This window comes from Bacillus sp. FSL K6-1003 (assembly GCF_037964945.1).
Classification (GTDB): domain Bacteria; phylum Bacillota; class Bacilli; order Bacillales; family Bacillaceae; genus Bacillus; species Bacillus mojavensis.
This window is the reverse complement of the sequence record NZ_CP150176.1, coordinates 850,450-872,093: the sequence shown is the minus strand read 5'-3', so window position 1 is coordinate 872,093 and position 21,644 is coordinate 850,450. Positions and strand designations below refer to the sequence as shown.

Below are 21,644 nucleotides of genomic sequence, written 5' to 3'. Positions count from 1 at the left end.
TTCATCTATTGTAGGGGAAAAGTAAAGCGCTTTCAACAATAAAAAAGCCGGCGCATTCGCCAGCTTTTCTTGTTATGCATGCACCGCAAGCCCAATTGTGCTTAACAATGCTTCGTGCAGCGTTTCCGAGAGTGTCGGATGAGCCGCGATAAAATGCTCTGCCATATCCGCCGTCATTTCACCGTTCATGATGGCAGCCGCCTGGCCGATGAGCTCGGTCACATCCGGTCCGATCATTGAGACTCCGACGATTTCACTGAACTCTGGCTCAACCACAATTTTGACCTTTCCTTCTGCTTGGTGTTTGATGAGCGCCTTCCCGTTTGCGGAAAAAGGAAATTCACCAATCTGTACATCTCCGTAAACGTGTCTCGCCTGTTTTTCTGTCAATCCGATACAAGCAATTTCCGGGGATGTATAAATACATCGGGGCACATTTTTTTCGTTCATTTTGACGTTCCGTCCTGAAGCGTGTGAAGCTGCGATGATCCCTTCATGGAAAGCGGCATGAGCCAGCTGAATGCCACCGATCGCGTCCCCGCATGCGTAGATATGAGACACATTGGTCTGCATCTGCTCATTTACGGGAATACCTTTATGGGAAAAATCAATTCCCGCCTGCTCAAGCTGTAATCCATCCAGACGAGGTTTTCTTCCAATCGCCACCAGCACATAATCGGCCTTCGTCTTAAACTCACGCTGTCCGCTTTTCCATATCGCCGTTTTGGCTGCTGGATCAACACGCTCTAACCGGGAGGAGGTATGAACTTCAACTCCGTCTTCCTCAAGCTTTTCCTGAAAGTGACGGGCGATATCCTCATCCTCTGCCGGAATCAGCTGGCCGGCTGTTTCAATGATCGTCACCTTCGTTCCAAGTCTGGCGAACAATCCGGCATACTCGCAGCCGATCACACCGCCGCCGACAATCACAAGCGAAGCGGGAATGTCTGAAAGGGCGAGTGCGTCTTTGCTATCAATCACCCATTCGCCGTCAAACGGGGCAAAGGGCAGCTCGATCGGCTCTGATCCGGTTGCGATCAATATTTGTTCCGCCTCTCTGATTTCTTTTCCGTTCTCCCCTTTGATCAAGAGCTTCTTGTCAGAAAGAAAGGAAGCCTCTCCCTTTACGACCTGTATTTGATTTTTCTTCATTAAGTACTGTACGCCTTGGACAAGCTGGCTGACAACCTGCTGTTTCCTGCTCTGCATCTTGTTCCAATCAACCGAGATTGCACCAGGCGGAAGTTCAATTCCGAAGCGCCCGGCATGTTTGATTTTATCAAGTACGTTTGCGCTTTCTAACAAAGACTTCGTCGGAATGCAGCCTTCATTCAGACAGGTTCCTCCAAGCGAGCCTTTGTCAATGAGCAGCACGTTTCTGCCCTGCTGTGCCGCTGAGACTGCAGCGGCATAGCCTGCCGGTCCCCCTCCGATAATGGCTAGTGTCATGTCGTTTTCACCTGCTTTTCCTATAAAATTAATGCTGCCGGTTCTTCCAAATATGTTTTAATCGCCTTCAGAAAGGCAGCGGCCGGAGCGCCGTCACAGACTCTGTGATCAAATGTCAGGCTGAGCGGCAGGACCGTGCTTCTGACAATTTCCTCCCCTAGATACACCGGCGTGTCATAGCTTGCTCCGATGCCGAGTATGCCTGTTTCCGGCGGATTTAATATCGGCGTGAAATGCTCCACTCCAAAAGCGCCAAGGTTTGTAATAGAGAAGGTTGAGCCTTGCAGTTCTTCGCTTCCCGCCCGTCCCTCGCGTGCTTTTTTGGCATTTTCCGAGATGGATTGAGCCAGTTCAATCAGCGATTTCTTTTCAGCATGGCGGATCACAGGCACAACCAACCCTTTTTCAAGAGCAACAGCCATTCCAAGATGAACATGAGGATGTGTGATAATGCGCTCATTTTTGTAGAAGCTGTTCAGCATAGGATGTGATTGGAGAGCGAGCACCGCAGCTCTTGAGACAAAATGAGTCATCGTTAATTTCGTGCCGTGCCGTTCCTCTGCTGTCGGCGCAAGCTGTTTTTGAAGCGCTGCCAGCTTAGTGATATCAGCCTTCATTGTAATCGTCAGCTGGGCGCTGTTTGCCAAGCTTTCCTGCATTCTGGACGCGATCACTTTTCTCATGCCTGTAACCGGCGTTTCCTGCGCCTTTTGGTCGGATACTGGCTCAGCCTGTTCTCTTTTTTGTTCAGAAAGCGCCTTTGTGACATCATCCTTCACGATTCGTCCACCCGGTCCCGTGCCCTTCAGATTTTTCAGGTCTAACCCTGCTTTTTCCGCTATTTTTCTGGCGACTGGAGAGATTTTCAGTCTATCTTTTTTAGTGTTTGCGGGTTTGTTTTCATGTTTAGGAGGCTGGGGATCTGCTTGCCTGCTTGCTTCAGCGGCTGGCTCTTCCGTTTCTTCCTGCACCGATTCATCGGCATCCCCGATGTAGCAGATGGCCGTACCGGGCGGAACCTCTTCCCCTTCTTTCACCTTGATATCAATGAGCGTGCCCTTTTCTGGCGCTTCAATTTCCATTTCAATTTTCTCCGACTGAATGCTGGCGATGCTTTCTCCTTTTTCAACCGGATCTCCCACTTTTTTGTTCCAAATTGATACTTCTCCTTGTTTCATGGCCATTCCCAACTTTGGCATCACTACTTTGACCGCCATATGTGTCCCCCCTTTAATTCACTGCCGGCTCGCCAAGCAATTCAAGCGTGACGCTGACGATTTTATCTGGTGTCGGCAAATATTGATCTTCAAGCACTGGCGAAAACGGCACAGGTGTGTGCGGCGCTGTAATCCGCTTAATCGGCGCATCTAGCAGATCAAAGCCTTTGTCAGCCACAATCGCGGCAATATCTGTCGCTATGCTGCATCGCGGGTTGGCTTCGTCCACGATGATCAGCCGGTTTGTTTTTTCTAACGATGTGAAAATCGCGTCCTCATCCAGAGGAGACAGACTGCGGGGATCGAGTACCTCGGCTTCGATGCCTTTTTCTGATAATTGTGCTGCCGCTTCGAGTGCGGTATTGACCTGCTTGCCGATCGCAAACAGCGTGATGTCGCTGCCCTCGCGTTTGATGTCCGCTTTTCCAAGCGGGATTGTATAATACTCTTCCGGCACTTCGCCTTTCATGTTGTAGGACGTTTTGTCTTCAAAAAAGAACACCGGATCGTTGTCTTCGATTGCCGCAAGCAGCAGGCCTTTGGCGTCATACGGATTCGATGGAACAACCGTCTTCAGCCCCGGAATGCTTGTGAAAAGGCCGTACAGCGCCTGGGAGTGCTGTGCCGCAGCCCGGAAACCCGCTCCGTATGTGGTGCGGACGGTAATTGGCACTTGCGCTTTTCCGCCGAACATATAGCGGAATTTTGCCCCTTGGTTGATGACCTGGTCAAAGCACGTACCGATGAAGTCGTTAAACATCAGCTCCGCAATCGGTCTCAGCCCTGTGGATGCCGCAGCCATAGCGGCGCCCATATAGCCCGCTTCAGAAATAGGCGTATCCAGCACCCTGCTCCGTCCAAATTCCTGAACGAGCCCTTTGGTGACGCCTAATACGCCGCCCCATGCTTCATCGTCCTGCAAATGATCGACTGCCGCTCCTCCGGCTACATCCTCACCGATCAACAGCACATTTTCGTCCCTTCTCATCGCAAGTTTCATCGCCTCATTGATCGCGTCTGACATGCTTATGACTCTTGCCATCTTACATTCCTCCTTTTTCATATGAGACATATACATCTGTCAGCAGCTCTGATTCTTTCGGATATGGGCTGTCTTGGCTGAAGGAGACTGCTTTTTCAATCGATTCATTCACGCTTTGTTCAATGTCTGCCAGTTTTTTTTCATCCGTCTCTTTTAACAGATAGTTTTTAAAGCCTTGAATGGCGTCCTTTTCTTCAAGGTGCTCAGCTCTTTCATCCTTTGTTTTATAGGTTTGGGCATCTCCTTCGAAATGGCCGTAGTTTCGGTAGGTCATGCATTCAATCAAAGACGGGCCTCCGCCATTTCTTGCTCGTTCAATTGCTTCCTCCGCTGCCTGGTAAACTGCTAAAATATCTTTTCCGTCCACGGTTACTCCCGGCATGTTATAGGCAGCTGCCCGATCAGCGATTGAATCACAGGCTGACGCGTACTCAAATGGCGTGGCTTCGCCGTAGCCATTGTTTTCAGCAATAAACACAACTGGAAGGTTCCATACAGCCGCTAAGTTGAGGCCTTCATGAAAGGTTCCTTGGTTATTTGCTCCGTCTCCGAAAAAGCAAACGCTTACATTTTTAGTCTGTTTATATTTAGCCGTGAGCGCTGACCCGCATGCGAGCGTAAACCCGCCCCCGACGATTCCATTTGCCCCCAACATGCCTTTATCGAGATCAGCAATGTGCATCGATCCGCCTTTGCCTTTACAAAGCCCGGTCGCTTTCCCGAAAATTTCAGCCATCATGCCGTTCAGATCACAGCCCTTGGCGATACAATGGCCATGCCCTCTGTGTGTGCTTGTAATGCTGTCGCCATCATCTAAGTGAGCGCACACGCCTACAGCTACCGCTTCTTCACCAGCATACAAATGGACGAATCCGGGAAGCACTCCCTCTGCGAACAGTTCATGCACTTTGTCCTCAAAGCCCCTGATTTCCAGCATCTTTTGGTACATCCACAGCGCTTTTTCCTCAGTTAATGACAAGCCTTCTCGTTTTAACAGTTCCATTGTGTGTGCCTCCTTCTATTTAGGGTTCACGATAATAAATGCAAGAAGTGTGCCAATCTTTGGAGCCCGTAAAATCAGTCTTCTCGTCTTCACCCTGGAAACAGTTTGAGACGGGTGTCTCGTTTTGTCTCGATATGAAACCATGTGTCTCGTTTTACGTTATGCAACATAAGAACGGGATCTCTTTATTCAATAGAGAAGTTCATGTTTTAACAAACTTTCAAAGCAAATAATTCACAGATAAGTTAGTCTTTCAACAGTAAAAAATTAGAAGGGTTTATTTAAAAATACTCCCTTTTGTTCTCTTTCTTTTAGAATATCAACAAAAATTAATTAGGAAAACAAAGGCTGCCGAGCAAATCTCGACAGCCTTTGTTTTTTTATATTTATAGCTTATTTTTAAAAAAGAGCATATTCTAGAGAATGAATTTTATTGTTTTATAAAAAAACACTTAAATATATTCACCATTCAACTCATTTGTCAAATTAAACCTCTCTCCTTACCAAAAACTAATGATGCATTGTGTCCTCCAAAAGCAAAAGAATTGGATAGAATTTTCCCATTTTTATAAGGAACTGGCTTCTGTAATAAGAAATTTAAAGGTTCTTCGAAATCAATATCATTGTGGTCTACATTTATGGTTGGTATTAACAAACTATTTTTTATCATCATACCACATAGTGCTGCTTCTATTGCTCCAGCTGCACCTAAGGCATGTCCATGTAAAGATTTAGTAGATGATATAAAAGGCCTATGAGAAAAAAGATCTGAAATAGCTTTAGTTTCAGTGGAATCATTTAGTTTTGTAGAAGTTCCATGAGCGTTTATATACTCAATCTCATTATAGTCAATATTTGCATCGTTAATCGTGTTTTTAATGCATCTCTTTACGCCTTCTAAATCTGGAGCAAGTAGTGATTTTGCATCCGAAGAACTACCATAACCAAAGATTTCACAGTAAATGTTAGCGCCTCTATCTATTGCATGTTGATAATTTTCTAAAACTAACATTGCAGAACCTTCGCTCATTACAAATCCACTCCTTTTACTAGAGAACGGTATACTTGCATTATTTAATGTATTACTGTTCGTTAGAGCTTTAAGTTTTCGAAAAGGCTCTAAAACTTCAGGGATTACACATGCCTCGGATCCTCCTGCAATAATCAAAGATCTTTCACCATGCTGAATTTTCTTAAATGCTTCTCCAATTGCTACAGTTCCTGATGCACAAGCATTTGAATATGCTATAGTTTCACCTTTTATACCTAATCGAATACTTATGTTAGCAGGTATCATATTTATTAAGGCTCTTGGTATTACTAGCATAGACATTTCATTTAAACCATTTAAGGCAGACTCACCAAATTCCTCAGCTAAGGAAGATATACCTCCAACAGAACTTCCAACAAGAACTGAGATGTCTTCACTATTGTTATTATCCATACATATATTTGCATCTTCTATAGCTTCTTTAGATGCAAGTAGGGCTAACTGCGTACATCTATTCATATATCTCTTTTCTTTTGTAGTTAAGCTTTTATTGAAATCTTCATTAACCATACCAACAAAATTCGCATTTGGTAAATTCGATTTTTTAATTCCACAATTTAGATTGCTAACGTTTTCCCAAACTTCTTCTCTAGAATTACCATTAGGCGAAACTATACCTATTCCAGTAACAACAACTCTATTCACACAAAATGACCTCCATCATAAAAAAACATTATAATTTAAATATCTTATTTCGTATTCGATATAGGTAAAATAAATATATCACCAAAATAACTAAGTTACTTATCAAAAATATTTTGAAATCACCAGTTACTTCGACAAAATTTTTAAAATCAAACATAATTCCATCTAAAAAGATGCGAACTACTAAATTTGATAGTAAATATGATAGTAAAACACAAATAATCGCTAGTATAAAATTAAAACCAAAATGCATTTTCATTAGTTCATTCAGATTGTAACCTTGCAGCTTCAATATATTAATAGACTGTATGTTATTTTGCAGTATAAATTCTAATAGTGAAAACAATAGTGCTGATTGAAATACAATGGCTATTATAATAATTAAAGAAATTTGTTTATTTATAACTTGTAATATATTGTGACCAGATGTGATTATTTCTTCACGCGATAAAATAGCACTCGGCTCCTCTATTTCTGTATGTCTATGTGAAGTTGTTAGAGCTAGGTTAAAATAAATATTCTTGTTAAAAATAGCTTGACTCTCTTTTTTCACAAGATAAATATTACTAGTAGTTGAAGAGTTATTTATCTTCTTAATCTTAAATTTATATTTATCATTCTTAATTATATCTTTTAATGTAATATAGTCTCCGATATTTTTATTATATTTTTCCGAGTACGCTTTACTAACTATTACATCTCCTTCTTCAAGGGTTAAATTGTAATTGAAATACTTAGAATTTTTATTTATAACATATACATTTTGAGTGATATTATTCTCATCATATAGAGTGTACAGCTTGACCTCTTCATCATCTTTCTTTTTTTTGTAATAATCACCTTGGTTTATAAAATAAATTTGATTAAATTTATTCTCTTTTTTTAGATCTTTTACATATTCACTAACAGAATCTTTGAGGAGAAGGGAAAAGTTCATAAGTAATCCAACAAAAAATATTAAGGAAATAAATATCAATAGTTCTCTTTTATTCCTGAAAATCTTTAAAAGTCTAAATTTATAATAGAACGGAATATTAATTCTAAAAAAAACACTCTTATTACTGTGTTTATATTTTTTGTTTTTGTTTCTGAAATAAAATCTAAATACAATTATATTATTGGCGATAAAAGTCATAAAAAAAGATGAAAAAATGACAATTATCAAACTAGAAAAATCAATGTTCAGCTCAGGATAATTATATATTTTACTATTCATTTGCATAATTACATTTATTGTAGAGGTACCCGTTATTATACCAAACACCCAAGAAATGGCTAATATAATATTTGTTTCCTTAACATAATGTTTAAAAAGATCGATCTTTTTATATCCTAAATTCAAAAGTACAGTAATATTTTTATTTTCTTTTTTTGACACTTCATAATGATATACACTTAATAAACCTATGGTTATTAAATAAAAAATACAGGTTAAAAGTATTGATAAATCACGAGGTGCTTTGGCATCTCCAATTACTTGTTGAATTCTCGTATTATTTTTTGAATCATTTATATATTCTGGATGTAGTTTAGCTACTATTTCATGTAAACTTAAATTACTTGTATATGAATAATAAGATAAATATTCTCCTGAAAACATTTTCTCAAAACAGCTGCTTTTAATAAAAGCAATTCCAAATTTTTTAGCATTAGCTTGAAGGACTAAATCACTATTCTTAGTAGTTATATAATCTGGTGAAATGGCCGTACCAACTATTGAAAACTTTTTTGAATTTATATTAATTGTATCTCCTATTTTTAAGTTATTTTCTTTTAAGAAATTTTTGTCTAAAAGTATATCATTATTTGTTTTAATATCTGTTCCACTTGTTATTTGATATTTATTTATTAAATTTCTGGGCTTAAATATTCTAATTGTTTTACCATGATGCCTTATTTCTTTATATTTATTTTTTTCCACTTTTATTCTACTATTATCTATATATTCATCATGATTTGATATAAAAGTTCCTGATTCAACATTGTATTTTTCATTAAATGAAATAATAGATTTTAAAACACTATTACTTCCTACAAAAAAGCTGGTGAAAATCGTGGTTGATACAAAAATCACTAGAAAAATAATGGATAACTTATATTTATTATTTTTTATTCTGCGTTTGATCCGTTTATTTAAATTTTGTCCCTTAACTACCATTCTATATTCTCCGCTTTTTCAACTTTTGAATTTTTTTCATATTTCCTTATATCACCATTATTTATAGTGATTATAGTGTCGGAGATTTTTGTTATTAATTCATTGTGAGTTATTAATACAATAGTGGTTTTGTAATTTTTTTGAAGATCCTGCATTACTGTTAAAACTTCTTTAGATGATAGCCCATCTAAAGCACCTGTAGGTTCATCACAAAAAAGAATGTCTACGTTTCTAACTATTGCTCTCAATATTGCTGCCTTTTGTTGCTGTCCTCCCGAGCATTGGCTTGGAAACAAGTCAATTGCCTTTCTAATATCCCATAAATCAATAAGATCTTCTATATCACAAGAAGCTTTATTATCTAAATATATATTTTCATGAAGTGTTAGATCATCTATTAAATTATACTCTTGAAAAACGAATCCTATTTTTGATTTTCTAAAACTGCTTATCTCATTTGAAGACATTTTATTAATATCAACATTGTCTACAAGTATTTGCCCATCCGAAATTCTTTCAATTCCTGATAAACATTTCAAAAGAGTGGTTTTTCCTGAACCAGATTTCCCGATTATTGTGCAAAATTCACCTTTTTCAATATGTAAATCAATTTCTTTAATTGCTTTTAACTCATTAGGTTTATTTTTATTATAAATCTTTGATATTTTTTCTGCGCTTATCATTTTAAACCTCATTCCTATGTTTTACTGTAATAAAATAAGAATAAAATGTGTCATCAGCTGGGACAATATCTGTAACAACTAAACCATTATTGTCTAGTAATTCAAGAAACAAATCCCATTCTTCAGCTTTTGAGAAATCGTTTAGCATATTATTAAGCAATACTTCAGAATATAAAATACTATTACAAATAGAATATTTATATTGAGAGACAAGACTCCACTTTCTATAGTATTTTGCTATAATCTCTTGGTACCTTTCAAACTTCGGATAGTATTGACAAATCACTATAATTCCATTAGAACTCAATATAGTTTTAAGTTTTTTGAATAGTAAGTTTCTTTCTTCATCAGTTAAATAAAAAAGCATATAACTCATATTTATCATATCAAATTTATTTTCAAAATTTATTTTAGTTATATCCTTATTAATTAGAGTTATATTATTTTTACCTTTATATTTCTGACCCAATTTTTCATAAACTTTTTCTTGCCTTTCTACCCCTATAAGCTGAATATTTGAATTGAAGTCTAAAAACAGATCTATATAGTTGCCATTACCACATCCTATATCCAGTACATTATTAATTTTTTTATTTTTAATAAAGTGGATAAAATTATTTTTGGTAAACGTATTAAAAGCTAGTTCACCTAAATCAGTATAAAAATCTTCTGTAAAACTAGGAGACACTTGTCTTTTAAAATCAATTCTATAAATCTCCAACATATATGTTATTAATTTTTTAATATAAATAAATTCATCTTTGATTTCTTTTTTTAAAAAAGAAAGGTCTTCATCTAAAAATGAACATAAATATTTATAGTCTATAATAACTTTATTTAACACCTTATTTCCGCCAAGATCTCTTTTCAAAAATAATTTCTGTTCATCTCTTGTTAGGAAATACTTTTTGTTTAATGAAAAAGTTTTATCATTCTCATAAACAATGTCTAGAACCAATGCTAAATTAATAAACGAGTTATAAATATAGTTGTCCTTTGGTTTTTTTTCAATTTCAGCTAAATCACCAAAATCACTGTATATTACTGTAAGTGTGATGTATCTAAGGAAGTTCTTAAATTTTGAAAATATCAATAATTGATATAACAATGAGTTCCTTTTTCCTATGGATTTAGCTAGTATTTTTAATAATTTTATAAAAAAATGATTTTCTATGTTTTGATTTAATCTTTCTTGATTAGATAATGTTTGGTTTTGATTCACTATCAAAGAATATTTCAAAAATAGACCTCCTATTTTTTATGTTATTGTGTTAATAAAACTTTATCTTTTGTTAACAAATTCAATTCTTCACTCAACACACTAATAGTAAAATCTATATTTTCTTTTGTATGTGCCGCAGAGATAAAAAATCTTAATCTAGATTCAGATTCTTTAACTGCTGGATAAACTATCGGCAGTGCATTAATTCCTTTTTCATATAGTCTCTCAGATAACTCAATTGCTTTCTGAGTATCCCCTATTATCAAAGGAATAATGGGAGTATCCTTACTTAAACCAGTGTTTAGCCCTAAAGCTTTTAAATTATTTAAGAAGTATTGAGAATTCTCTCTTAGTCGTTTAAATAACAAGTCTTCTCTATCACAAATTTTTAATGATGTATACGCTGCAGCTGTATTTGCAGGTGTCATTCCGACACTGAATATAAAGCCGGGAGAGTTATATTTCAAATAATTTATAAAACTATGACTTCCAGCTATATAACCTCCACAACTATTTAAGGATTTACTTAAGGTTCCCATTAATATATCTACTTTAGTAGGATCAATATTATAATAACTTGTTACACCTCTACCGTTCTTTCCGATGGTTCCAATTGAATGAGCTTCATCTATCATTAACAGAGCTCCGTATTCTTTTTTTATTCTTATAAGTTCTGGCAAGTTACATATATCACCATCCATACTATAGACACCTTCAACAATTATCAAAACACGGCGGAATTTCTTTCTTAACCTTTTTAATTCATTCTCTAAGTGGTTCATATCATTGTGTTTAAATGGTTTTCTTTTCGCATGTGAAAGAATGGCTCCTTGAATAATGCTATTATGAGCTAAAGAGTCATGAAGTATTAAATCTTCATCATTAACTATGTTTCCTATTACGTTAACATTTGTACTATGCCCTCCAACTTGTACAATCGCCGCATCTACCCCCAGAAAATTCGATATTTTATCTTCTAATTTGCTATGTAAAGGTATTTCTCCACTTAAAAGTCTACTTCCTGAAACTGAAGTTCCATAAGTATTAATGGCTCTAATAACACTATTATTAATTTCAGTTGAACCGTTAATCCCTAAATAATTGTAAGTAGAATAATTAATCTTTTCTTGGTTATCTATTTTGATAATGTTTGAAGCAACCCCATAATTTTGTTTAAAATAGGGTACCTGGTTGAGTTGACCTAAATAATTCTCAAATTCAACAACTTCAGGAAAACAATCAATATAACAATGTTTTTTTTCAATATTGTTCAAACCTAATTCCTCTAAAATAATGTCTATAATATTTTGTACTGTTAATTCATTTAAAGTCAGTAATCTTTCCAATGATAAATTCCGCAATTCAGGAAAATCCTTTGTTACTGAACGATGGAAGTCTATTAACATCATGGAGTCTAATCCTAATTCATCGGTTAAAGAACTAGATAACATAATTTCACTTTTGTCATAACCTGTTATTTCAGCTAAGTGATTAATAATATTGCTTTGAATTTTCGATACCATTTTTACTCCTCCTATTTTCTTAAGTTACCAATTTACGAATAAAGTTCTTCTATTTATATTGTAATTTAGGCATATAATAAGTCCCGCATCTGCAAACGAGAATACTTTCAGGGGAATTTAGGCTTGATAAAATATGCCTTTATTACTAATAATATTATTTTTTGTAAAAAAGTCAATAATATCAAGGGATATTTTTCTTTATTTTCAAATTTCAAACTCGGATTCAACGCTGCGTATGAATCACTATGTAATAAAGAATAAAACTATATAAGTCAATATCAAAAAAATATATGGTTAATAATGCTAACGATGCTTATAAAATAAAAAGTAATTTAGGATGGCAAGCATAGCAAAAAATTTGCTTATAAAATTGTAAATTTCAAACTTTCATATCAGAAATAAATGGAGCCGTCTACTAATTTTGTACAAGTTAAATAATATAATAGTCGATTTAAAAATCGTAAGAACTAAAAAGAAAGGTCAGTTAAAATCAAATGCCTCTGTATCTCCATTTAAAAAGAACTTGAACGATAAACAGATATACAGAAAAACAAACTTGTCTTTTAGAGAATCAAGTTTGTTTTTCTGCTCCTTATATTCAAATATTATTAGGCCAGTGAATGCAAAAATGCACTGAGGGCTGAAGGATAATCAGTGATATGCCTGTATGCCACACAACAGTACACTTTTTAATATGGTATTTTGATAAGGCAAGTTTAATCATGCACAATAAGTGAAATAACGAGTTAGAACGTTAGAACCTTGAAACACATTTTTAGAATCTTGTTCTACTTCATTAAAAAACATATTCAGAAATTTTTGACGTGTTATAACACCAAAGTTACTGAGAAAATACTTAATCTAATCAGAGTTTCTTTTGTTCCAACTGAATCCTACCTGTTACCTTTAGTGCCGTGCTATTTTCTCAGTTAGGCTTCAACCTCCAAATTTAGTGATCAGAAACTCCGCTGACTGTTTTGCACCGTTTTTTCCGCGTAATAAATGTTCCATGGCAGCGGCACTTTCCTGATAACTTTTGTTGTTTAATAAAGAATGAATAGCTTGTTCTATATGTCTTTTATTTACTTTATTTTTGTTTAGCTTCACTGCATTCCCGAACGCCACGCAATCATCAATATTTGCTTCTTGTTCAGCCTGTAAACCTATGCCTATAAACGGCTTTCCAGATAAGCAGGCGGTTTGCACAGTCCCTTCACCACCATGAATAATAGATAAATCAACGATTTTAGAAACTTCATGTGCAGGCAATAAATCACTAATGTGTACATGCGGATAGTTCTGATAATCTCTTACACTATCTCCCAACAGTTTTTTCATAGGGCAAATCACTATTACGTCTAAACTGCCAAGAATATGAAGGATGTTAGACACCATCTTTTTTCCGCCTGAACTCCCCATTGCAAAATATATTAGGGGTTTATTTCGATTCGAACGAGTGAGTACAGGTGGAATTTCAGTGTTCAGTTTAGCGAAAATCGGTCCAACATAGCGGTCGGTTTCCGGTAATCTACTGACTCCTGTGAGTTCAGGGATATTTGTAATTAAATTATAATCAGCGTCTATCATATCAATCGTGTATTTTGGAAATTGAACGTCGTAAATCGCACCAACTTTGGAAAATGAACGGGGAATGTAGCGCATATTTAAAATCATTTTCCTGTATACCGATAAAAGTTTTTTCTCCGGTATTAATCTTGATAAACTGCTTAAGAAACCGGGCAGCTTTAAATTTCCGTTTAGAAGATGGGTTCTTGTGTAAGCGAAAGGTTTTATATAAACGAGTTTTACATCGCAAGCTCTTGCTGAGATAAATAAACTCAATGTCGTTCCAATCACGATGGCGGCAGGTTTATATAAAGAAATCAGTTCGATCTCACTCTCGACTCTCTGCTTCACCATTTTAAAGCTGAAAGGATTTCTGATTGTTTTCATTTGATCGGCTTTCATGATAAGTTCAATTTTAGTATCTGTTAAATGCGGTGTTAGCAGATGGAACGTGAACCCGGCTTCTTCTATGAGATACGAATATGTTGTGGAGTACCCCATAAAAATACAGTTAAAATGGTTTTTGCAAAATTTAGCGGTTTCAATGGCTCGGGTTGTTTCAGCTAAATTAAAGGTTTCTGGCGCAAATAATAACGTTTTAATGATTGAAATCCTCCTATTTTTTTAATAATTTAGTATCATCTTACGTATTAACTGTAAAATGTCAATAAAAATACAGAGAATTCTATGAAGATAATTATTTATAGAGGACAGGAGAGAAAAGAACATGAAGGCAAGTAATCCTTTTTGCCTCAATATTTATAAATGCCAATTAGACTTTAGTTAAACTTAATATTCCAAATTAGTTATAAGCTATGAAAAACTTCACCCATAAGGGAAAGCAAGAGAAAAGTAATTTTTATATCAAATCGTTTTTTACACTTTATATAGAGAGCTTCACCTCAAAAAAATTAAACCAGTGTGCCTCGATTGAGTTTCGAAACAGACTGGTTAATTATTTTATTAATCAAAGACTTTGAAATGTTAGAATCGATCAGATTTTAATATTTTTTACATCAACTTACTTTATAAGGTGGAACCTAACTTTACCGTCAGTCAATAAACATATTTCTTTCTGATTTTCCATTAAACTTAATTGTTAGAAGGAGTTTTATAATCAATTTTTTCAAATTATATTATTAATATAAAATATATGTTTCAGAAACTGATATTTGGTTAAATTGTTATACTTCCTAAATCTAACATTGATTTTTTTGGTATAGGTGAGTTCTTCAAGGTTGTATGTTTATCGTTATACTCTATTTATAAGTAATGTTTATACCCTTGTAATTGGATGCCCCTCAACGTACATATTAACTCCTAAGTATATTTATAAGTTCATGCTTTTCTTCAACTGCTCGGTTCAGCGCTTGAAGCATGTAGCCAATGCCTTTATACGATGACAGAGGCCAGTTGATATGCTGATGCTCGCCGATGACGGCGTTTAGGACGCTTCGATATTTTTTCCCGCCAAGCATGACTAGCTCTTCGATGTCGGAAAAGCCTTTTTCGCAAAATTGGTGGCGCAGCTCCTCCGCTGTCATGATTTCCGGATGACCGGTGCCAAAAGTCACATCGTAATTTCCTGATACGATATCATTAGGGCGAAGAAAGCCGTGCTTCGCCGACAAAATCACCCACTCATCGAAAAATGATTTCGCATACCGCTCGCACGCCTGATGAAACGGGCTGAGATAAGCGTCCTCTGCTCTTACCGGCCCGGCATCAGGCTGGACATCCCAGATTTTTTTCTTGCCGCAGGGGATGATGCATAGTCGTTTCATATTGATTTTCGAACTCCTTTTGTCTTCTGGACTATCACAATGATTAAAATCCCGATCACGATCGCACAACCAACAGCGAACGTAATCAACGGATACAAAAGAGGAATTATGACATTAGGGATCACTTCATACATATCAGAATGATACCCCATTGAATTTCCTCCAACATATGAAAAATTGAGCAGTTTCACACTCAATGGATCCTTGCTTCGATCAGAATAGCTTAGACGCTTCTCCTTTACAGTTCCATCCTGATTGATCTTGATTATTTTCCATTTGCTTTTTTCAAGACTTATTTGATCGTCAGTTATTCTCTGAACAATGTAAACCAGATTTTGATCAGTCTTTCGATCCTTTACCGTTAATATTTCAAGCCATGAAAAGTATCTCCCTCCTCTTTCTCGATTAGAAAGCCATACTTCAGAAGGTGAGGAGAGGTATCGGCCATCTAATTGATACTGTATGTTAACAATCTCTCCGGCAGGAACGTCTTCATCTTTATCCCAGCTTGTCAGGGGCGCATGTTTTCCTGTTTTGCCTTCAATAATCCTAATATGATGATTAAAAATGTTGATATGTTGAGTATCTATTGCAGATTCATAACCATGCTTGTCTTGATATGCATAATGAATGTCATAACGATTTGTTACGTTGTGATCTATTATATTCTCTCTCAATAGTACAAAGACAGGATAGGCTGACATCACGATCAGCAGCAGGCCTATACCTGTAAAAAAATGCATTCTCTTCATTTGAATCTCCTCTTTTTTTCATACCTATCAATGTACCATAAATCTAACAAATCGTCTCCTTTATTTGGAAATCGTTTTGAATGACATAAAAAAAGAGGGGACTCCCCCTCTACTTCAACAGCTTCAATGCCGCTTGCTTCAGCAACTGAACGCTTCGCGGAAGAATATCTTCCTGAATATCGAACTTTTCATGATGATGCGGGGCGGCGATGTCGGTGCCAATGATCATATATGTCCCTTTTCCTCCCCGCTCTTGGACTCTTTTGATCATGTAGCTTGCGTCTTCGCTTCCTCTTGACCCGGTCTGGATGCCTTGCAATGAGGAAAATCCGCCAACCTCTCCGGCAGCTTCTAGCACGGTCGAAACCACCTCCTCGTCACATTTGATTGGAATCGCTCCGCCGATGATTTCGATCTCATGTTCAAGCTCATGCATGGCTGCGCTGTGGGCAATGATCTTTCGGACCCGCTCTTCCAGATCACGGTTGACCTCTTCTGAATCTGAGCGTGTTTCAATGATCATTTTCGCGTGCTGCGGGATGATATTGGCCGCTGCTCCGCCTTCAAGCACGCCGACATTGATCCGGGTATCGCCCGAGCTGAAACGCGGAATGGCATGTATATTTAAAAGCGCCGTCGCCGCCCCGAGCAAAGCATTTCTGCCATGCTCCGGAGCCGCTCCCGCATGTGAGGAGACGCCGCGGAAACGGACAGCCATTTTCGTTGTGGCCAGAAATCCTTCTGCGCCGCCGTATATTTCTCCCAGCGGCACATTGGTTCCCAAGTGGTGGCAGAGAAGATAATCAACATCGTCCAGCATGCCTTTCTCGGTAACGGCATACGCTCCGCGGACACCCTCCTCAGCAGGCTGGAAAATCAGCTTCAGAGTACCTGCAAAGGTTCGATGCGCCAGCGCTTCAGCAACACCCAGCCCAATCGCGGTATGTCCGTCATGGGCGCATGCGTGCATAGTTCCTTCAAATTCAGAACGGAAGCCCTTGGCATGAGGAACATGGTCAGCATCAGCGCTTTCTGTAATTGGCAGTGCATCCATATCAAAACGAAGTGCAACGACGGGACCCGGCGCATTTCCTTCAAGCGTTCCAATAACTGCGGTATATCCGCCTTTCATTGCCGCAATGGTACCAGGATCGGCTCCATTTTCTATTGCACGGTCAAACGCGCGCTCCAGCTCTTTTTCTGATGGGACGCCTCTGCGGGTTTCACCATCCATTGCGTCCTTGCCATATGTCACGTGATATCCGAGGGCTTGAAGGGTTTCCACAACCTTTCCGGCCGTGCGAAATTCTGTGAAGCCCAGTTCGGGATGCCGGTGTAAATCTCGTCTTATTTGTATAATATCCATATGTCTCCCACCCTTTGTCGTTTTTACTTTGCATAAACGCCCGGTCCGATCGGCCAGCCGAATATGTACCAAATGAAAATCATGAGAAGCCACGCCAAGAAGAACAGAACCGTATACGGAATCATGGTTGAAATCACAGTTCCAAAGCCCGCATCGGATTTGTAGCGTTTATAATAAGCCATCAACATTGGCAAATACGGATTCATCGGCGTAATGGTGTTGGTGGCGGAATCCGCAATCCGATAGGCAATTTGAATAAACGCGGGATGAAAATCCAGCAGCATCAGCATCGGGATAAACACAGGGGCCAGCAGCGCCCATAAAGCAGAGCCGCTCGTAATAAACAGACTGACGATACAAGTCAGCAACGAAAATCCGATTAATACAGGAAAACCTGTTAAATGGATGGATTCCAGAAAGTCCGCTCCTTTTACTGCCATAAAAATTCCCATATTGCTCCAGGTGAAAAAGGCGATAAACTGCGAAATAACAAATACGAGTACAATAAAGCCTGACATGCCTTTAATGGAATCTCCCATCAGCCTCGGGACGTCTGTCTGATTCTTAATGCGTCCGGCCACGATGCCATAAACAACCGATACAGTAATAAAGAACAGCAGAATGATGGGGATGATGCCTTTCAGAAAAGGCGAGGAAAGAATCGATCCGTTTTCAGGATCACGCAGAAGCGCTCCCTCTGGAACAACTAATAACGCAACGACTCCAGCATATAAAAGAGCCGCTCCCCCCGCCGCCTTCAGTGCTTTGATCTCTTTTCCCGTTAACGCCGCCATTTCAGGCTTGTATTCTCCGCGGTAGCTGCCAAGCCGGGGTTCAACGATTTTATCAGTAATCCATGCACCGATAAAGGCTAAAACAAATACGGAGGCCGCCATGAAAAACCAGTTGTCGACTGCCGATACCTGAGCATGTTTATCGACCGTTTGTGCGACCTGTGTGGTAATGCCGGATAGAAGCGCGTCTGTTCCTGCGATCATCAGATTGGCCGTAAATCCTGACCCTACTCCTGCCGCAGCGGCAGCAAAGCCGGCAAGAGGATGACGCCCGGCTGCCATGAAAATCAAGGCGCCCACCGGCGGGATAATAACCCATGCCGCATCAGACGCCAGATTTCCCAAAATCCCGACAAATACGACGGAATAGCTGATGATCGCTTTCGGAACATGCGCCATCATCTTTTGCAGCACAGCCTCGATCAAACCGACGCGTTCCGCTAGGCCGATGCCGAGCACCATCGTAAGCACAAGTCCGAGAGGCGGAAATTGAACGAAGTTGTTCACAGCTTCCGTCAGCATCCAGTGAATGCCTTCGATGCTGAGCAAACTCTTAACGGCTACCTCTTTCCCATCACCCGGATGTGTCACTGCGTTTCCTGCCAGCAAAACAGACATGGCAATGATGATCATCGATAAATAGATAAATAACATAAAAGGATCAGGCAATTTGTTTCCGACCGTTTCGACCCACTTTAATAGTCCTTTATGCTCGATTTTTTGTAAAGAATCAGCGGTCGTGACTTCCGGCAGATGTTTAGCCATAGCGCCCTCCTATAATTGGTTTTAGTTGATCTTCATTGAAATCGATTCACGGGAATGCAGGATATAATAGACTGAATTTACAAATAATTTAACACCTGCTGATAACGCTTTTTCATCGAACGTGAATTTAGGATGGTGATGCGGATAGATCATCTCCCCGGTTCCCGCTCCCAGAGCGATATAACAGCTCGGCACTCGTTCAGAAAACGACGAGAAATCCTCTCCGCCCATCATTGGCGCTAACGGAAATATCTGATCCTCCCCCCACAGATCCACCGCTGCTTTTCTGACCAGTTCGGTTACGTTCGGATCGTTCACAACAGACTTGTATCCATGGCGATAATCCAATTCATACGAGGCGCCATGGGCTTCAGTTACGCCTTTTATGATGGTTTCCATAAACGCTTCCGTATTTGCCCTGACTTCCTTTCGAAATGTCCTTACCGTCCCACCAAGCGTCACAGTGTCGGGGATCACATTGTAGGCGGAACCGGCATGACACATGGTAACAGAGAGCACCAGTCTTTCGGCAGAATCTGTATGTCTTGAGGCAATGCTTTGCAAATGAGTAATGACCTGTGAGGCGATCACAAGCGGGTCAATGCACTGTTCAGGCTGAGAGGCATGCCCGCCTTTTCCTTTAATCGTGATATCAAAGCGGTCAGAGTTAGCGGTGACAGGACCTGATGCCAGTCCGATTTTTCCTAAAGGCATAGCAGAAAACAGATGAATGGCTATGCATACGTCAAGATGGTCCGCAATACCAGCCTTCACCATTTCCTGCGCCCCGCCGGGATGAACCTCCTCGGCATGCTGAAAAATAAAGTAGACTTCGCCGTTGAGCTCATCCTTTTTCTGAGACAAAATCTCAGCCGCCCCAAGCAGCATGGCAGTATGCCCGTCATGCCCGCACGCATGCATTACACCTGGCTGGCGGGAGCAAAAATGACTGTCATGCTCCTCTTGAATCGGCAGCGCATCCATATCAGCGCGCAGCCCAATTCGTTTGCCCGGCCGCGCACCGTCCAGCCGGGCAACGACACTTGTCCTTGTCGGGCGGCTGATCTCAAGATATTCAAAAGAAGAGAGCGTATCATATACAAATTGAGCTGTTTTTTCTTCTTGAAAGGACAGCTCTGGGTATTGATGAAGATGTCTCCTCCATTCAATCACGTTCTTATACATACTGGCGTATTCATCCATCATGCTTCCAGCCCCCATTCTGTTTTAGAAACTCTTGCATTTACTTTATTGATTATATGGAGCTAGTTCAATTGGAATGTCAGACAATCTGACTTATTGAATCAAAAAAAGAAGAGGAAATCTGACAGATTCCTCTTCGTCTGATGTTATTTTGGACAGTGGAAATAAATAACTAACCTATCAAGCAATAATTGGCTGGTATAGTGCGGTTCCATACCGCTTTCCCACCTGCCAATGTACTGCTTATCATAAAATCTATCTACTGTTGATCCACCCCATCAAGATACTTTCTCTCAAAGTCATCGAGCAATGCCCGCACTTCATCCGTTGACTTTGTGTTCATGCATTGATTTCTTAATTCACTCGCCCCTCGGAATCCGCGGAGATAAATCTTGAAAAAGCGAGGAAGAGGCTTGTACGGACGCGCTTCTAATGCTGAATATTTATCATGAAGATCCAGGTGCAGCCTTAAGAGATCAAGCAATTCCTTGCTGCTATGCTCTTTCGGCTCCTTTTCAAAGGCAAATGGATTTGTAAAAATACCACGCCCAATCATAATTCCATCGACACCGTATTCTTGAGCGAGTTTCAAGCCAGTTTGACGGTCAGGGATATCCCCATTGATCGTCAATAGCGTATCTGGCGCCACCTCGTCACGAAGTTTCTTAATCTCCGGGATGAGTTCCCAATGCGCATCCACTTTACTCATTTCCGCTCTTGTACGAAGATGAATAGAGAGATTAGCAATGTCCTGCTTCAATACGTGTGTCAGCCAATCGCGCCATTCATCCACATTCGTGTAACCAAGCCTTGTCTTCACACTTACAGGCAATCCCCCTGCTTTTGCAGCTTGTATTAATTCTGCCGCAACTTCAGGACGGCAAATAAGGCCGCTTCCCTTCCCATTGCCTGCCACATTAGGCACAGGACAGCCCATATTGATATCTAGACCCTTAAATCCTAGCTCCGCCATACCAATACTCATTTGGCGAAAATTCTCAGGCTTGTCTCCCCATATATGAGCCACCATTGGCTGTTCATCCTCCGTGAAGGTCAAACGGCCGCGGACACTATCCTTCCCATCCGGGTGACAATAGCTCTCCGAGTTTGTAAACTCTGTAAAAAATACATCCGGCCTGCCTGCTTCACTTACTACATGACGGAAAACAACATCCGTCACATCTTCCATTGGGGCCAGTACAAAAAAAGGCCGTGGTAATTCACGCCAGAAATTATCTATCGTCATTCCATTCAAATCCTTTCATTATGGGATACCAACGCAAACCTTTATCCCAAAATTAAAAAGCTGACCATACTTCTTTTACACTTATAGCATGCATAAGCACTTCTTATCAAACGAAAGTAAATTTTGAACATTTAAATCTTTACTAATAACATATAACAAGCGACAAAACAAACCG

The 21,644-nt window shown here is 39.0% G+C and carries 16 protein-coding genes; all 16 read right to left on the bottom strand.

Translation table 11 applies throughout. The features are described from left to right. Positions 1-72 precede the first annotated feature (72 nt). A complete protein-coding gene (gene lpdA, locus NSU16_RS04360; protein WP_326200996.1) occupies positions 73-1,449 on the bottom strand; it encodes a dihydrolipoyl dehydrogenase in 1,377 nt (458 codons plus the stop codon). 20 nt (positions 1,450-1,469) lie between these two features. Then, a complete protein-coding gene (locus tag NSU16_RS04355; protein WP_339192188.1) occupies positions 1,470-2,666 on the bottom strand; it encodes a dihydrolipoamide acetyltransferase family protein in 1,197 nt (398 codons plus the stop codon). A 13-nt stretch (positions 2,667-2,679) separates the two neighbouring features. Then, complete coding sequence (acoB, locus tag NSU16_RS04350) at positions 2,680-3,708, bottom strand: acetoin:2,6-dichlorophenolindophenol oxidoreductase subunit beta (protein ID WP_010333415.1); 1,029 nt, start codon at positions 3,706-3,708, stop codon at positions 2,680-2,682. Between the two features lies 1 nt (position 3,709). Next, positions 3,710-4,711, bottom strand: a complete 1,002-nt coding sequence (gene acoA / locus NSU16_RS04345) for an acetoin:2,6-dichlorophenolindophenol oxidoreductase subunit alpha (RefSeq protein WP_088116745.1) — start codon at positions 4,709-4,711, stop codon at positions 3,710-3,712. 481 nt (positions 4,712-5,192) lie between these two features. Further along, positions 5,193-6,407, bottom strand: coding sequence for a beta-ketoacyl-[acyl-carrier-protein] synthase family protein (locus tag NSU16_RS04340; protein WP_339192187.1), 1,215 nt, complete (start codon positions 6,405-6,407; stop codon positions 5,193-5,195). A gap of 28 nt (positions 6,408-6,435) precedes the next feature. Further along, on the bottom strand, positions 6,436-8,565 hold the full coding sequence (locus tag NSU16_RS04335; protein ID WP_339192186.1) for an ABC transporter permease: 2,130 nt from the start codon (positions 8,563-8,565) through the stop codon (positions 6,436-6,438). Next, positions 8,559-9,248 carry an ABC transporter ATP-binding protein gene (locus NSU16_RS04330; RefSeq protein ID WP_326192435.1) on the bottom strand — a complete coding sequence of 230 codons (690 nt, stop codon included), beginning with the start codon at positions 9,246-9,248 and terminating at the stop codon, positions 8,559-8,561. Before NSU16_RS04330 ends, NSU16_RS04335 begins: the two co-directional genes overlap by 7 nt. A 1-nt stretch (position 9,249) precedes the next feature. Further along, a complete protein-coding gene (locus tag NSU16_RS04325) occupies positions 9,250-10,488 on the bottom strand; it encodes a class I SAM-dependent methyltransferase (protein ID WP_339192185.1) in 1,239 nt (412 codons plus the stop codon). Between the two features lie 23 nt (positions 10,489-10,511). Then, the gene (locus NSU16_RS04320) at positions 10,512-11,993 is read right to left on the bottom strand and encodes an aminotransferase class I/II-fold pyridoxal phosphate-dependent enzyme (protein ID WP_339192183.1); all 1,482 of its coding nucleotides are present in this window, start codon (positions 11,991-11,993) and stop codon (positions 10,512-10,514) included. Between the two features lie 936 nt (positions 11,994-12,929). Continuing rightward, complete coding sequence (locus NSU16_RS04315) at positions 12,930-13,961, bottom strand: nucleotide disphospho-sugar-binding domain-containing protein (RefSeq protein ID WP_339192182.1); 1,032 nt, start codon at positions 13,959-13,961, stop codon at positions 12,930-12,932. Between the two features lie 911 nt (positions 13,962-14,872). Further along, a complete protein-coding gene (locus NSU16_RS04310) occupies positions 14,873-15,343 on the bottom strand; it encodes a DUF6884 domain-containing protein (protein ID WP_326192431.1) in 471 nt (156 codons plus the stop codon). Next, positions 15,340-16,095, bottom strand: a complete 756-nt coding sequence (locus tag NSU16_RS04305) for a hypothetical protein (protein ID WP_339192181.1) — start codon at positions 16,093-16,095, stop codon at positions 15,340-15,342. The genes NSU16_RS04310 and NSU16_RS04305 overlap by 4 nt, the downstream gene beginning before the upstream one ends. A 109-nt stretch (positions 16,096-16,204) precedes the next feature. Next, on the bottom strand, positions 16,205-17,461 hold the full coding sequence (locus NSU16_RS04300) for an amidohydrolase (RefSeq protein ID WP_339192180.1): 1,257 nt from the start codon (positions 17,459-17,461) through the stop codon (positions 16,205-16,207). A 23-nt stretch (positions 17,462-17,484) separates the two neighbouring features. Then, positions 17,485-19,020: an AbgT family transporter gene (locus NSU16_RS04295; protein ID WP_339192178.1), complete on the bottom strand. Its 1,536-nt coding sequence runs from the start codon at positions 19,018-19,020 to the stop codon at positions 17,485-17,487. Between the two features lie 21 nt (positions 19,021-19,041). Beyond that, positions 19,042-20,226 carry an amidohydrolase gene (locus NSU16_RS04290; RefSeq protein ID WP_339192177.1) on the bottom strand — a complete coding sequence of 395 codons (1,185 nt, stop codon included), beginning with the start codon at positions 20,224-20,226 and terminating at the stop codon, positions 19,042-19,044. A gap of 256 nt (positions 20,227-20,482) precedes the next feature. Next, positions 20,483-21,469 (bottom strand): tRNA-dihydrouridine synthase, encoded by a 987-nt coding sequence (locus NSU16_RS04285; RefSeq protein ID WP_339192176.1) that lies wholly within the window; start codon positions 21,467-21,469, stop codon positions 20,483-20,485. Positions 21,470-21,644 lie beyond the last annotated feature (175 nt).